Source organism: Spiroplasma phoeniceum P40 (assembly GCF_003339775.1).
Taxonomy (GTDB): Bacteria; Bacillota_I; Bacilli_A; order Mycoplasmatales; family Mycoplasmataceae; genus Spiroplasma; species Spiroplasma phoeniceum.
In genome coordinates this window covers 861663-875467 of record NZ_CP031088.1, presented here as the reverse complement: position 1 = coordinate 875467, position 13805 = coordinate 861663, and the positions used below count along the sequence as shown (strand labels likewise).

Here is a 13805-nt window from a genome sequence, read left to right as displayed (position 1 = left end):
AAATATAGGAGGAAAAGATTAAAATGGCAAAACAAAAATTTGATAGAAGTTTACCACACGTAAATGTTGGAACAATTGGCCACGTTGACCATGGTAAAACTACTTTAACAGCAGCTATTACAACTGTATTAGCTAAAAAAGGATTTGCAGAAGCCCAAAAATATGACAATATTGATAAAGCTCCTGAAGAAAAAGAACGTGGGATTACAATTAATACTTCACACGTTGAATATCGTACTGATAAAAGACACTATGCGCACGTAGACTGTCCTGGGCATGCCGATTATGTTAAAAACATGATTACAGGTGCTGCACAAATGGATGGTGCAATTTTAGTTGTTGCAGCAACAGATGGGCCAATGCCTCAAACAAGAGAACATATCTTATTATCAAGACAAGTTGGTGTACCAAAAATGGTTGTTTTCTTAAACAAATGTGATATGATGGATGGCGATACTGAAATGATGGATTTAATCGAAATGGAAGTTAGAGATCTATTAAGCGAATATGGTTTTGATGGTGAAAAAACACCAGTTATTAGAGGATCAGCTTTAAAAGCTCTTGAAGGTGATGCTCAATGAGAAGAAAAAATTATGGAATTAATGAACGCAATTGATGAATGAATTCCAGAACCAGAAAGAGATACTGCTAAACCATTTATGATGCCAGTTGAAGATGTTTTCACAATTACAGGTCGTGGAACAGTGGCAACAGGTCGTGTTGAACGTGGAATTGTTAAAGTTAATGAAGAAGTCGAAATCGTTGGATTAAAAAATGAAACTAAAAAAGTTGTTGCAACAGGTTTAGAAATGTTTAGAAAATTATTAGATGATGCTAAAGCTGGAGATAATGTTGGGGTTTTATTACGCGGAGTTGATCGTAGTGATGTTGAACGTGGGCAAGTTATTGCTAAACCAGGTTCAGTTAAACCACATAAAGAATTTAAAACACAAGTTTATGTTTTAACAAAAGAAGAAGGTGGACGTCATACACCATTCTTCGGAAACTACCGTCCACAATTTTACTTCCGTACAACTGATGTTACAGGTTCAATTAAATTACCAAGTGGTGTTGAAATGGTTATGCCAGGGGATAATGTTGAAATGACAGTTGAATTAATTGCCCCAGTTGCGATTGAAGAAGGAACAAAATTCTCAATTCGTGAAGGTGGACGTACAATTGGTGCCGGAACAGTTGTTTCAATTAGTAAATAATAACATTAAAAAATAACTCAAAGAGAGTTATTTTTTTATTAATTATAATTAATCTTGTTTTTATATTTTTTTCTTATACAATATTAGATAAGTTCTGAAAGGAGTAGTAACAATGGGATATAATCCAACAGTTAATAATGCGGAAGTTCCAGCAACAAGTAGTTTTTGAGGAAAATTCTTTGTATACATTTGATTTATTTTAATTATCCCAATTTTCTTATTTATTTTATCAAGAAATAATTTAATTAGAAATAAAGAAAAAATTGAAGAAACAGCTTCTGACATTGATGTTCAATTAAAACGAAGAATTGATATGTTAACAAAATTAATTGATAGCACAAAGCAATATATGAAATATGAAAAAGATACTTTAACAACAGTTGTTGAATTACGTAGTCAAGCAAATAAAAACTTAAATGTGAATGAATTAGAGCAAGTTAATAATGCTGTTACAAGTCAAGCTGGTAAAATTAATGTATTATTAGAAAATTATCCAGATTTAAAAGCTAATAACAGTGTAATTGAATTACAAGCAGGAATTAGAGATTGTGAAGATAATATTGCCGCTGCACGACGTTTTTATAATTCAGCAGTTCGTGACTTTAATGCTAGTTTAAAAACATGGCCATCAAATGTTGCAGCAAGTTCATTAAAATTAAGTACATTCTTATATTTTGAAGCTAATGCTGCTGATCGTCAAGATGTTAAGATAGATTTAGGCCAATAATTATTTTGGTTTAATTCTATTTTTTAATTAATTAAAAAAATATAAAAGGATAAAATAAGAATGATTAAATCAGATTTAGAAACAATTATTGAACATGATTTTCAAATGTTAATGCAAAAACATAAAATAAAAAATATTAATTTTAAATATTTTAAAAAGCGGTATATCTTTTTGAATTTTATCTTAGTTGTTATTACTTTTTTATTGTGGTTTTTATTATTAGCAATAATTATGGGAATTCCAGTTAGTTTTTTAAAAGGATTATTAGAATTAGGTATTGTTGGCAAAATTATTTTAGTTTTTAGTAGTTTAGTTACTTTAAGTTTAGGTATTTGATTATTTACAAAGTATTATCAAGCAGCAAAATTACAAAAAATTATTATGCAAGAACTACCGTTTGAGAAATTTTATCAAATTGGTCTTAATGCTTTGGCAAAAAAACAATATCAAATTGTTACTATTACTCAAAAATTTAATCTTTTTCCACGCATGGGAGTACCTAATACGAAAGATCTTAAAGAAGACTATGTTATTAATTTTTATGAAAATGATATTAATTACTCATTTGGAACATTGACACGACGCGAAGTGAATGGTTGAGGTAAAGATGAAGAAGTTACTTATACGCGATATCCATATTTGACGCTTGATGTTAAGCAAATGCCAGAATTAGTTGCTACAATTAAAGCAATGCACACCTTCTTAAAAATTTTTAAAACAAGAGATAATACAACATTAGAATCAACAGAATTTGAAAAAATGTTTGCTGTTAATGCAAATGACCAAATTTTAATACGAAAATTATTAACACCAAAAGTAATAGTCAATTTAATTGAGTTAGCAAAAGAAGAAACAAAAATCCCAACAATGTACTTTGATGATGGGAGCTTGACAATTGTTTTTGATAATTATTTTGTTAATAGTTTTGATGACCCTCAAGGACGACTACTTGGATTCTATTTTATTGGAACTTATCAAGATATTTTGACAAATATTATTGATGTTATTCATCAAGACATTGAATGATTATTGACTGTTTTGCAATGAGTTTTAGTGTATGATTTTAGGTAGTAGATTTTTGTGGTGGAATGGGTTTATTTAAAATAATTAAATTAATGATATTAAATCCACCAATAATACTACAACTTCATAGAGCATATCCTAAGCCAACATATCACAATCGTTTAATTACAAGACTAAAAGTTCTTTTTAAAATTAGTTGGATGGAAATTAAAGTTAAAAAGAAGAAAACAATTGTAATGATTAAAACAAAAAAATAAAAATATAAACTTAAACGTAATCGATTTTTGTTGTTGTCATAATAATAAATTTTTGAAAAAATAAAGGGGTTTTTAATAATTAAATAATTAATAAATAATATAATTAAATTAACCACAAGAAAAATTGAACAATAAATTAATTTATCTTGTGATGACATGTTTTTTAATGCTAGGAAAATAATTATAAAAATAATTGTTACAATACCTAATGCAGCAAAAAGTCATAATAAATGCCATTTAATTTTTTTAAGATAACTTCGAATACGAATAATTTCCATTGTTGACTCCAATCATTTTATTAACTAAATATATCTTACTATAAATTTTAATGATAATATTATTTTTTCAGTTTTTGTGGTTTAATATAATAGAAAAAATGAGGAGGACATTTATGTATAAAGTAATTAAAGTGACACCATATTTTTCAGAACGTTTATGAGGGGGCAAAAATTAGCGGATTTTGGTTTTCAATTGCCAACAAATGACTTATATGGTGAAGCATGAGTGATTAGTGCATTAGATAATGGAATGAGTTATATTGCGAATGGTTCTGAGACGGGGAGTATCATTAAAAACATTTTTTGTAAATCATCCATAATATTTTGGAACTACTGATAAAGAATTTTCTTTATTATCCAAAATTATTACAGCAAATGATTATTTATCAGTTCAAGTTCATCCTGATGATGAATATAGCTTAAAACATAACAAAATATTAGGTAAACCTGAATGCTGATATATCCTTGATTGCCCTATTGATGCTAAAATGATTTATGGACATTATGCTCAAACAAAAGCAGAATTAATTCAATTGGTTGAAAAAAGGCATGAGCACAATTATTTACAGAAGTAAAAGTACAAAAAAGGGATTTTTTATATGTTCCTCCAGGTAAAGTTCATTCCATTACCCCAGGTGTAACAGTTTTTGAATTACAACGTTCATCAGATATAACATATCGTTTTTATGGCTTTGATCGTGCTGATAAATATGGAAACTTTCGTCCGCTTCATTTACAAGAATGTTTTGATGTAACAACAGTTCCTGATTCAACTAATCAAATTGCTCATCGTAATGAAGGAATTTTAATTGATAATGAATATTTTACATTACATTTATTAACAAAAACACGAGAACTTGATTTAAATACTATAAAATGAGCACAAGTAACAGTTGTTGAAGGAAAAATAACCATCGGAACAACAGAACTTTTAGCAGGTGAATCAGCAATAATTGTGGAATTAGCACAAAAATTAACAATAAATGTTAAGGGTAAAAGCATTATTAAGTTATAAAAGATAAATTTAAAAAAGAGCAAAAATTCAAATTTTTGCTCTTTTTTAACTAAAAAAAATGACACCTATTAAATTTTAATTTTATAGAAAAAAAATTACATTTTATATTTAAAAATAGATTTTTTTAAATAAAATTATTCAGTTTTAATTTTAAAATAGTAAACTATAAATGGAAGGAAAAAAAAGTATATGTATAATAACATTTTTAATGAAAAACATATTATTTTAGATTCAACAGCTAAAACTAAAGAAGAAACTTTTTTAGAACTTGCTCAATTAGCTGAAAATCTTGGATATGTTTCTGACCGCAATAAACTTGTTAAAGGTTTTGAGGCCCGAGAAAAAGAATCTTAAACAGGTTTTGAAGATGGTTTTGCAATTCCTAATGCACGAATTAGTGCTGTTACAAATTCAGCGGTTTTATTTATTCGTTTCAAAAATGATGTTGATTGAAATGCAATGGATGGAAAACCAACGAAAGTTGCCATTGCTTTAATTATTCCTGAAGATAAATCAGGAGAAATTCATTTAGGAATTTTAAGTGAATTAGCACGAAAATTAATGGATGAAGATTTTAAAAAAGCAATGAAATTTGAAACAGACAAAGCAAAAATTTCAGCAGCATTATTAACTGGAATTGGAAAAGAAGAGGTTCCAACCAAAACGACTCCAACTGGTCAAAAGCCGTTGCTTTTAGCAATGACAGCTTGTGCAACAGGAGTAGCGCATACTTTTTTAGCTGCGGATAAATTAAACCAAACTGTTCCTAAAATGGGATACGACATTAAAGTTGAAACACATGCAGCTGAAGGTGTTCGCAATGATTTTACAGAGGGATAAATTAAAGAAGCCGAAGTAATCATTGCTGCAACGGATATTGGACTTGATATGGAAAGATTTAGTGAAAAAAAAGTTTATAACTGTCCAGTTGCAAAAGCAATTAAAGATCCAGAAGGGTTTATTAATGCCGCTCTAAAAGAATGAAAAGTGCAACCAACTGGAGAATTTATTACTAAGGGTGCTAATGGTAGCAACCAAAAAGTTGGAGTAATGAAACACTTAATGGCTGGGGTTTCATATATGGTTACAATTGTTATTTTAGGAGGAATTTTTATTGCTATTTCATTAGGATTAGCAAAAGCAATTTATGGCCCCAACTATGATAATTTTCATGGTTCATTAAAAGGAATGGGTTGAATTCCTGATGCTAGCGAAACAACAGCACATTAAGGAGAAATATTTTATACTGACCCATTAACTGACCCAAAAAACTTTTTCTATTATCTTAATGTTATATGGGTATCAGCCTTTACATTAATGATTCCAATTTTGGGAGAATTTATTGCTAATTCAATTGCTGGTCGTTCAGCAATTGTTCCAGCTTTAGTTGTTTCATTTATTGGAAATAATGCTTCTAACTTTTATCCTTTACCAGGAATTGAAGCAGTTAATACTCCAACTGGATTCGTTGGAGCAATTGCAGCTGGATTAGCAGTTGGATATACTGTTAAATGAATTAATAGTTTAAATGTTCCAAAAGGATTAAAACCATTAATAAAGTTTATGGCAAAAAATTGGTAAGTCAAGAAAAAAACACAAAAAGCAAAAAACAGTAAATAAGAATAAAAATCAAGATAAAGATAACTTACAAGAAAATAACAAAAATAATAAAAATATTTATTTATAATTATAAAAATATCATAAAATAAATAAATAAAAAATATAAAATTAAACACACTAAAAAATAATTTATTAAATTTTAATTAATAAATACATATTTTATTATTTTAATGACATATTTTATAAGTTAATTTACATATTATTAATTAATTAAAATATAATAAACTTATTTAGTTTAAACACAAAAACTTAATAATTTAAAATTATTTAATTAAACTTAAACTATTCAAAAAATTAAATGGTGTCTGAAAATTTAAAGACTTATGTACTCTTTCAAAATTATAAAAATAATAATAATCATTTAATTTATTCTGTAAACTAACTGCATTTAATATTTTTTCTTCAAATACAAATAATTTAGTATAATTTTGATGAAATCTTTCAATCTTACCGTTTGACTGTGGAGAACGAACCGGTGTTGTCTGATGAAAAATATTTTTATCTATTAAAAATTGAGTAAAATTAGTTTCTTTAACAGTATTTTTTTGATTATTCCGATAATTATTAATAAATTAAGAACCGTTATCAGTTCTAATTCGTGTTATTTTAACACCAAATATATTTTTAAAATCACTAATTGCTTTTTTAACAGCAGCAATAGCATTATCAATACTTAATTTATCATAAACATATCCTAATGCTAATCTTGTTTTTTAATCAATAAAATCATAAACATAATACTTTTTATCAACTGGAAATTTACTTGGTACAAAATATTTAGCGTCCATCTGTAATAAACCTATTTCTTTAACTTCATATCTTGGATGTTGTTTTTTAATTTCTTTAATTTTATTTTTTATTTTTAATCATCTTTCATCTTTTTTAAGTCAACGAAAAAATATTTTTAAATTTTTTGGTGCTTTATTTTTTAATTCTTCTCCATGAATTCCTTTTTTTAAATTATAAAACAAAGATAAAACACCACCAGCACACTTATTACAATATTCAAAATATAAATCACAAATATTTTTGCGAATATGATTACTATATTGATAATTAATATTATGTGGTAACGTTGATTTTAATAATAATTCATCAAAATCATTATTTTTATATTCAATTAAAATTTTATTCGCTCAATAATAAAAAGTTGAAAATTTATTTTTAAAATATTTTTTAATTAAATCTTTCAATAAAAATTTACCACTATTAACATAATAATCATTACACAAATTAATATATGAAAATATTTTTTGTTTTATTCTTTTATAATATTTATTTTTATAATTTTTACTTAAAAAACTCTTTAATTTTGCTTGTAAATCAAACAAATTAAAATTATTAATAATATATTTCATTATTTTACACCTACCATCAAAAATATATAAAATTAATATTTAATACGAATAATTGATATATAATTGATATAAGATAAAATCAATTATATATAAAAAAATAAAAAGGAGCAATATATATGAAAAAATGACTTAGCATAATAGGAGCAATTGGATTAACCGCAACAAGTACAACAAACTTAATTGCTTGTTATGATGATAAATTAGCAGAAAAACCACCAGAAAATAATAATTGAAAATTAGTATCAAGTATTTTAGAAGAAGGAAATACTAAAAAATGATATATAGGGTATCTTTTAAAAAAAATAGATGAAATATTATAAAATGAAATGGTAATAAAGAATTTTATTCATATTATTATGATAAAGTTTATTTTTGAAGTGGTAATGCTGAACCTACTGAATCACAAATTCCAACAATTAACCCTAAAACATGTAAAATACAAATTGAAAAGAATAAAAGGACTAGCAAAGTCCTTTTTATATTAATCGCACAAATTTCATAAAAATAATTAATAAAAAAATATTTGTTATTGTACTATACAATGCTGGATTAAATTTTCATACCTCAAATATTTGACTAAAAAAACTATATACTGTTTCAAAAACCTTACCAACACCACTCGCTAACTCGTTAACTTGTTTAACTCCCGGAATAGTATTAACAATTCAAATGACCGCACTTTTAATATGAGCACCAAAATCTCATTAACCCTCTGGCGTTACATATTGCACTTGTCATCATTGTTTATCGGGAAACAACCCACCATTATTAATCTCTTGTCAGTTATAAATTCCAAAATTAAAATCATAATATCGGTACATATCATTCTCTTTTTGATCTTGCAATTCAAAAACATTATAACCGATTTTTTGTTCTTCAATTTTTTTATACTTTAAACCATATTTATCTTTTAAAGCATCTTCAAAAACATAACCCGAATTTAACTTAATATCATAATTATTAGCAACCGAAAAATCATAATTAAAAACACTACCATAATTATTAATCGTATAAAACCGTTTTTTAAATGCTGAATATAATTTAATATCTAATTGCTTATATTTATCCGAAAAATAAAAATATCGTGGTTAAATTTTAAAACCATTATTTACTAATAAACCATATTTTTTATTATAACCTTGAACATAAGTATTATTCTCTAAATCAAAAATCGTACGTAAATAATTAGTATAAAATTTCTGTGAAATATTAAACATACTATTTAATAATTTATCAAATTGCAATTTATCGTTAATATTCTCACTCAACAAAATATTATTAAAATTTTGTAATTTTAACGCAAAAAAGTTAACTAAAACAGTATCATATTGTAAATTATCAATATATCCATTTTCAATAAACGAACTACGATTTTGAAACACTGGAACCAAAGCACTTGCAAAAAACGACTGTAAAAACTTAGATAAATCAAACTGACCGATAAACTGTTAATAATACTTTAAATCTTTACTATTTAATGATGAATAAATTGAACCATTAAAATTAAAAACCTCACCAGTTCCCGTTCGGATAAAAATAAAATTAAAACTTAAATCATCATTATTAATATTATTTAATTCCAAACTACCAGAAATAATTAAATTTGCCTCATAAACAGTCAAAATCATCCGATAAATTGATTTTCTAATATTTTTAACATCCAACTCGTCAACCGTTTCAAAATCAAAAATTATCCGCTTTGTACCAACCTTATTCGGATTTTCATAATCCGAACTGCCACCTTGTTGAACTCTAATATTTTCTTGGATAATAACATCTAAATAATTATTTAAAAAATCTTTAACTTTTTGTTTATAAATATCTATTTTAAACTTAACATTACCATTGTTATCAATTTGGGGCGTTTGTGGTTGACGTTCACCATCTCAACGATAAATTTTATCATAATAATATGAATAAAATTCTTTATTACCATTTCATTTTATAATATTTCATCTATTATCTTTTTTAAAGATACCTATATATCATTTTTTAGTATTTCCTTCTTCTAAAATACTTGATACTAATTTTCAATTATCAAAATCATAATTTAAATTAACTAATTTAAAATCAGTTATATTTGTTTTTAATTTATTTAAAATTGATGTTAAATTATATTTATTTACAAATGAATAAACAAAATTTGTTAACTCTCTTAAAAATTGTTTTTTATCAACATCAAAAAATTCATTAATGTTATATTGTCTAACATAATTATCTCAATTTTTATATAAATACATAAATTTATCACTAGGTTTATCATAAGAAAAACCAGTTGAATAACTATCTTGTAAAAAATCCAAATACCATTTATCATTAAATGATAATTTTTTTGATGTTTTTAAAGTTGGATTAATAAAATAATTTGTTTCCGATCAATTTTCAAAAAAAATACTGCGTAAAAACATTGTATTAATAAAATCAGTTTCATTAATACCTTTATTAGTACTATTTCTCTTGTTTAAGCGTATAATGCTCCTCATTTAAGGGTCTAAACGCCGTTAAAGTAATAAATGGAATAACCAAACCCAAAAAACTTAAAATAAATATGGCAAATAAAGATAATGACTTACGCATTATTCTTTACCACCTTTCTTCTTTTTAAAATTAATTATAAATAAAATACATCAAACTAATTCAAATCAAAAATACAAATTTGCAACTAACATATATCAGAATAAAATACCAAACTCATTAATTAATTTATCTCATTTATCGTAAATTGACCCAATAAATAAACCAAAACCAAAACCAACAACTAAAATATATACTAATATTTCTCATCATTTTTCTTTTAAAAACTTTAAAATTTTAATTTTCATAAACTTAACTCCTAACTATACAATGTTTTTGAAACAATAAACCCAACAATATATAAACCTGATATTGTTACCATTAACGGATGGCTAAATAAAATTGCCACTCTACCAAATAATAAAATCAACCAAGTATCAGAATTATATAAATCCATAATAATATTTTTTGCCGATGTAAATTGATTAATAATAACAGTAATAAAACCAGTTCCAAATATCGCGATTGCCGCAACCAATAAAACTAATTTAATCATTACTTTTTATCTACTTTAAATTTAGTACTTCTAATATTTTTTGCTTGATATCTAATACTTTGTCGTTTAAGTTCTTTTTTAACTTGCTGCTTATTACTATTTTGATAAACATTTTTACCAACATTAATAACTTTTCGTACAGTTGACGAATATACTTGCGAAACACCATTATTAACTGTTGAACCTAAATTATTATATTGTGTTGATGTGCCATGAATTGCATAAATAGATAACTTAATAAACATAAAAAAGACTAAAAAATAAGCAATCGATGTATTTGACATCGATAATTTTGTATTTCAAATTACATCAAAAATAAACAAAAATATATCAAAAACAAAACTAAAAATCTTGTTTCAATTACTATTATTATTTTCAACTAATAAATTAATCATCTTTACCATTTCCTTTCTCTTTTTTAGGTTTTAAATTCTTTTTCAAAATATCAATATCAAACAATTCTAATCGTTCTTTAACACTTAATTTTGTAATTTCCGACCAATAATAATATTTTTTATCAATAATTTCATCATTCTTTAAATCACACACAAACTTTAACCATTGACTATCGTACTTATTGGCAAATTCAAGCGGAATAATTATTTTAAAAAACCGAATTCCTAACCCAACATCTGACTTATGTTTTGCTCTTTTACCTTCTGTTGTTCGTTCTACTGATTTTGTTTTTCAAATTTCATAATCCGTTATATCTTGGAAAATCCCAATTCGCATAATAAAAAAACGATTAAAAAAATTAAATCCTTTTTTATCAACGGGTTTTTTCAATGAAATTGGAATAATAATCCCACTTGCTAACTGGCGAATATTATTTCAAATCATAACCTCACGCTGAGCAGTAAACAACGCACGATGTCCAAAATGTCTCGCTAAAACAATTCACGGTATTTTACCACTATGAACTTTTTTCTCATCATGAGGACTAGTTCCATCAATATACAAATAACTTTCATCAAATAAAATAACACTATCATCTGGGGGAACCGGTTTTGTTCGATCGGTAAAATCTAAATTTTTAAATGTTAAAACTTTAACTTTATCATCTTCTAACGGATAATTACTATAAATTTCATCTTTCAATAATTTCATAGTTTGCGACAAATAAGTTAAAAGTAATGTTTTACCGGTCCCTAACTTTCCAATAATAACTGATAACGGATTATCTCAAACAAAATTTACTAACCGAAAAGCGTTTAACTGATAAAAAATATTTTTTCACAATCATCACACAAAATAAACACACTGCAAAGCAAACAACAATCAAAATACTAAACCAACACAATACAAAGAAATTATCCAAAGTAATAAATCAATTAAACTAAACAAAAACATTGAACCACTAATATAACAATAGTTTTTAAAGAAAAATATAAACTTTTTCATTATTTAAAATACCCAACTATTTTAAAAACCATTCACAAGAAAAACCAAGTTAAAAACAAAATCACAATTCAAACACCAAATATCAAAGTTAAATATTCATTTTGCGTTAAATTCCACATTGTAATACTTTCAACATTCGTTTTATCTATAAACAAAAATATATGAATAAAAAACTCTTTTAATTTAATTCAATCATTTTGCATTTTTAAAAACTTCACATTTTTTGAATAAATTTAAAAAACATTCCAAAAAACAAAACAATAAATAACACAAACGATATAACATATAAAAACTCAGGGGCATTTGCACCAATAATATAAATAACAAATTGAACTCAATAATCATATAAACTCATTTAATTTAAGTCTTTCAAATCATTAATTAATCCTTGTTCTTTTTCAACACTTCAATTTGTTAAATTATTATTGTTATTATTTGCTTTTACTTTTTTAGGTTCACTTAAAAATAACGCTTTTTTCATTTTAGTAAAATAATTTTATTTATATTGATTATATAAATTGATTAATTCTGTTCCAGTTAAATACTTTCAAATATTTCGCTTTAAATTTTCATCATATTTTATAATAGGATAAGAATTATCATAAATCAAACCGATTGCTACTTGTTCCGAATGTTTTTCACTCGGATAAATAAACTTATTACTCAACCAAAAACCAATATGGCAATTATGATTGGGTAAATTAATAAAACTTGCTTTTTCTGTTGTAAAAGGTATAAATTCCTTACTAATAAAATAATTTTCTACATTCTGATTTTTCTTAACAAAATTACTCAATTTTATCAACTCCTTCAATTTGTCAATATTGATTTAATTTTTCTTTTTCAACATCAAATTCTACCTTAATTTCAAAAATATATTTTATATACATAATAATCACAAAAATAATAACTATAAAAGCATATACAGACATAATAATTAAAAATACAGAGAATGGAAAATCTTTATCATTTCAACTCAATATTGAAAAATAAATAAAAGAACTTAAAAAAAGTGAACAATATACCAAAAAAACAATTAAACTTAATAAAAAAATATTTTTAATAAAATCTCTCTTTATTTTTTTATATTTCTTAGTTGTTTTAAATTTCATATCCATAATATAGTCTCCTAACTAAATATTTGTTTAATAAACAATGTTATAAATAATGTTTATATAATGTTTATTTATTGCAATAAACACTGATTATTAACAATGTTATAAATAATGCTAATATATTGTTTATTTAATGTTTAATAAACACTGTTAATAAACATTGTTAAATATATAAAATAATAAAAATTGGCACTCTGAAAAATACTATTTAATTTTTAACAATAGTTATTAAAATATAAAATCATAAATTTATAATTAAGTTGATATTATTATGGTTTTCTCTCTGTATAAATTATTTTAAATAGAAAGGAGAAATAAAATATCGAAGAAATAATAAATTCATTTTTCTATTTAATAAATTCATTTTTTACAAATGTGATACCATCTATTTTTTGATTATCATGAATGGTATCACCAATTAAAACAATTATTTCACTAATAATAATTTTAATAATAACTTTTAAATTTATTATTTGAATTTTTAATAAATTAACAAATTTATAAATATTTTTATACAGAGAGAAAACCATAATAATACCTTAAATATAATTAAAATTGATATTTTTACACTATATACTGCCTACAAGTTTTTTCATCTTGTTAACATTATCAATAATAACCAAAATAATTAAATTTATTTAAAAATAAATTTGTAGACAGTGTATAGTGCAAAAATAAACAACAAAATTATTTAATCAATCACATATAAAAACTAGTGTGCCACATT

Annotated in this window: 20 protein-coding genes and 3 pseudogenes; 10 read left to right on the top strand and 13 right to left on the bottom strand. The window is 24.5% G+C overall.

Going from position 1 to position 13805, the window contains the following annotated elements; translation table 4 throughout:
* The first annotated feature begins 23 nt into the window (after positions 1 to 23).
* From tuf to SDAV_RS05480, 3 genes are all read left to right on the top strand, one after another.
* The gene (tuf, locus tag SDAV_RS05490) at positions 24 to 1214 is read left to right on the top strand and encodes an elongation factor Tu (RefSeq protein WP_114564848.1); all 1191 of its coding nucleotides are present in this window, start codon (positions 24 to 26) and stop codon (positions 1212 to 1214) included.
* A 112-nt stretch (positions 1215 to 1326) separates the two neighbouring features.
* A complete protein-coding gene (locus tag SDAV_RS05485) occupies positions 1327 to 1941 on the top strand; it encodes a LemA family protein (RefSeq protein WP_114564847.1) in 615 nt (204 codons plus the stop codon).
* 60 nt (positions 1942 to 2001) lie between these two features.
* Entirely contained in the window at positions 2002 to 3012 is a 1011-nt protein-coding gene (locus SDAV_RS05480) for a DUF3137 domain-containing protein (protein WP_114564846.1), read from the top strand.
* On the opposite strand, the gene SDAV_RS05475 is transcribed toward SDAV_RS05480, so the two are convergent.
* Positions 3005 to 3499 (bottom strand): hypothetical protein, encoded by a 495-nt coding sequence (locus tag SDAV_RS05475; RefSeq protein WP_114564845.1) that lies wholly within the window; start codon positions 3497 to 3499, stop codon positions 3005 to 3007. The genes SDAV_RS05480 and SDAV_RS05475 overlap by 8 nt on opposite strands.
* A gap of 157 nt (positions 3500 to 3656) precedes the next feature.
* Between SDAV_RS05475 and SDAV_RS13230 the strand changes: the two genes are divergently transcribed.
* Entirely contained in the window at positions 3657 to 3839 is a 183-nt protein-coding gene (locus SDAV_RS13230) for a hypothetical protein (RefSeq protein ID WP_245938560.1), read from the top strand.
* A 10-nt stretch (positions 3840 to 3849) separates the two neighbouring features.
* Positions 3850 to 4074 (top strand): hypothetical protein, encoded by a 225-nt coding sequence (locus SDAV_RS14645; RefSeq protein WP_408641556.1) that lies wholly within the window; start codon positions 3850 to 3852, stop codon positions 4072 to 4074.
* Between the two features lie 109 nt (positions 4075 to 4183).
* Here SDAV_RS14645 and SDAV_RS13220 read toward each other — a convergent pair whose 3' ends face one another.
* Positions 4184 to 4501, bottom strand: coding sequence for a hypothetical protein (locus SDAV_RS13220; RefSeq protein WP_245938559.1), 318 nt, complete (start codon positions 4499 to 4501; stop codon positions 4184 to 4186).
* A gap of 202 nt (positions 4502 to 4703) precedes the next feature.
* Between SDAV_RS13220 and SDAV_RS13215 the strand changes: the two are divergent.
* The 4 genes and pseudogenes from SDAV_RS13215 to SDAV_RS13200 all read left to right on the top strand — a co-directional run.
* Positions 4704 to 5081, top strand: a pseudogene (locus tag SDAV_RS13215) (PTS sugar transporter subunit IIA); the annotation flags it as partial.
* Complete coding sequence (locus SDAV_RS14425; RefSeq protein WP_334199352.1) at positions 5076 to 5354, top strand: PTS fructose transporter subunit IIB; 279 nt, start codon at positions 5076 to 5078, stop codon at positions 5352 to 5354. The pseudogene SDAV_RS13215 and the gene SDAV_RS14425, both read left to right, overlap by 6 nt.
* A 48-nt stretch (positions 5355 to 5402) precedes the next feature.
* Complete coding sequence (locus tag SDAV_RS13205) at positions 5403 to 5744, top strand: hypothetical protein (protein ID WP_245938558.1); 342 nt, start codon at positions 5403 to 5405, stop codon at positions 5742 to 5744.
* An 87-nt stretch (positions 5745 to 5831) separates the two neighbouring features.
* Positions 5832 to 6095, top strand: coding sequence for a hypothetical protein (locus SDAV_RS13200; RefSeq protein WP_245938557.1), 264 nt, complete (start codon positions 5832 to 5834; stop codon positions 6093 to 6095).
* Positions 6096 to 6397: 302 nt separating this feature from the next.
* Here SDAV_RS13200 and SDAV_RS14640 read toward each other — a convergent pair whose 3' ends face one another.
* Complete coding sequence (locus tag SDAV_RS14640; protein ID WP_255401093.1) at positions 6398 to 6628, bottom strand: integrase core domain-containing protein; 231 nt, start codon at positions 6626 to 6628, stop codon at positions 6398 to 6400.
* Between the two features lie 219 nt (positions 6629 to 6847).
* The gene (locus SDAV_RS12625; protein ID WP_222611602.1) at positions 6848 to 7492 is read right to left on the bottom strand and encodes a hypothetical protein; all 645 of its coding nucleotides are present in this window, start codon (positions 7490 to 7492) and stop codon (positions 6848 to 6850) included.
* Positions 7493 to 7608: 116 nt separating this feature from the next.
* Between SDAV_RS12625 and SDAV_RS05455 the strand changes: the two genes are divergently transcribed.
* The gene (locus SDAV_RS05455; protein ID WP_114564844.1) at positions 7609 to 7812 is read left to right on the top strand and encodes a lipoprotein; all 204 of its coding nucleotides are present in this window, start codon (positions 7609 to 7611) and stop codon (positions 7810 to 7812) included.
* A gap of 156 nt (positions 7813 to 7968) precedes the next feature.
* Here the strand turns inward: SDAV_RS05455 and SDAV_RS14635 are convergent.
* From SDAV_RS14635 to SDAV_RS05405, 9 genes and pseudogenes are all read right to left on the bottom strand, one after another.
* Positions 7969 to 10069 (bottom strand): annotated as a pseudogene (locus SDAV_RS14635) (spiroplasma phage ORF1-like family protein).
* Positions 10069 to 10314: a hypothetical protein gene (locus SDAV_RS05440; protein ID WP_222611601.1), complete on the bottom strand. Its 246-nt coding sequence runs from the start codon at positions 10312 to 10314 to the stop codon at positions 10069 to 10071. The pseudogene SDAV_RS14635 and the gene SDAV_RS05440 overlap by 1 nt, the downstream one beginning before the upstream one ends.
* Before the next feature lie 11 nt (positions 10315 to 10325).
* Positions 10326 to 10562 (bottom strand): hypothetical protein, encoded by a 237-nt coding sequence (locus SDAV_RS05435; RefSeq protein WP_114564842.1) that lies wholly within the window; start codon positions 10560 to 10562, stop codon positions 10326 to 10328.
* Entirely contained in the window at positions 10562 to 10957 is a 396-nt protein-coding gene (locus SDAV_RS05430) for a hypothetical protein (RefSeq protein WP_114564841.1), read from the bottom strand. Before SDAV_RS05430 ends, SDAV_RS05435 begins: the two co-directional genes overlap by 1 nt.
* Entirely contained in the window at positions 10950 to 11963 is a 1014-nt protein-coding gene (locus SDAV_RS05425; RefSeq protein ID WP_114564840.1) for a hypothetical protein, read from the bottom strand. The genes SDAV_RS05430 and SDAV_RS05425 overlap by 8 nt, the downstream gene beginning before the upstream one ends.
* Positions 11963 to 12166: a DUF2649 family protein gene (locus SDAV_RS05420; RefSeq protein WP_114564839.1), complete on the bottom strand. Its 204-nt coding sequence runs from the start codon at positions 12164 to 12166 to the stop codon at positions 11963 to 11965. The genes SDAV_RS05425 and SDAV_RS05420 overlap by 1 nt, the downstream gene beginning before the upstream one ends.
* 152 nt (positions 12167 to 12318) lie before the next feature.
* A pseudogene (locus tag SDAV_RS05415) lies at positions 12319 to 12759 on the bottom strand (DUF3627 domain-containing protein).
* Positions 12752 to 13081, bottom strand: coding sequence for a hypothetical protein (locus SDAV_RS05410; protein WP_114564838.1), 330 nt, complete (start codon positions 13079 to 13081; stop codon positions 12752 to 12754). The pseudogene SDAV_RS05415 and the gene SDAV_RS05410 overlap by 8 nt, the downstream one beginning before the upstream one ends.
* 344 nt (positions 13082 to 13425) lie before the next feature.
* Positions 13426 to 13608 (bottom strand): hypothetical protein, encoded by a 183-nt coding sequence (locus SDAV_RS05405; protein WP_233485479.1) that lies wholly within the window; start codon positions 13606 to 13608, stop codon positions 13426 to 13428.
* Between the last annotated feature and the right edge of the window lie 197 nt (positions 13609 to 13805).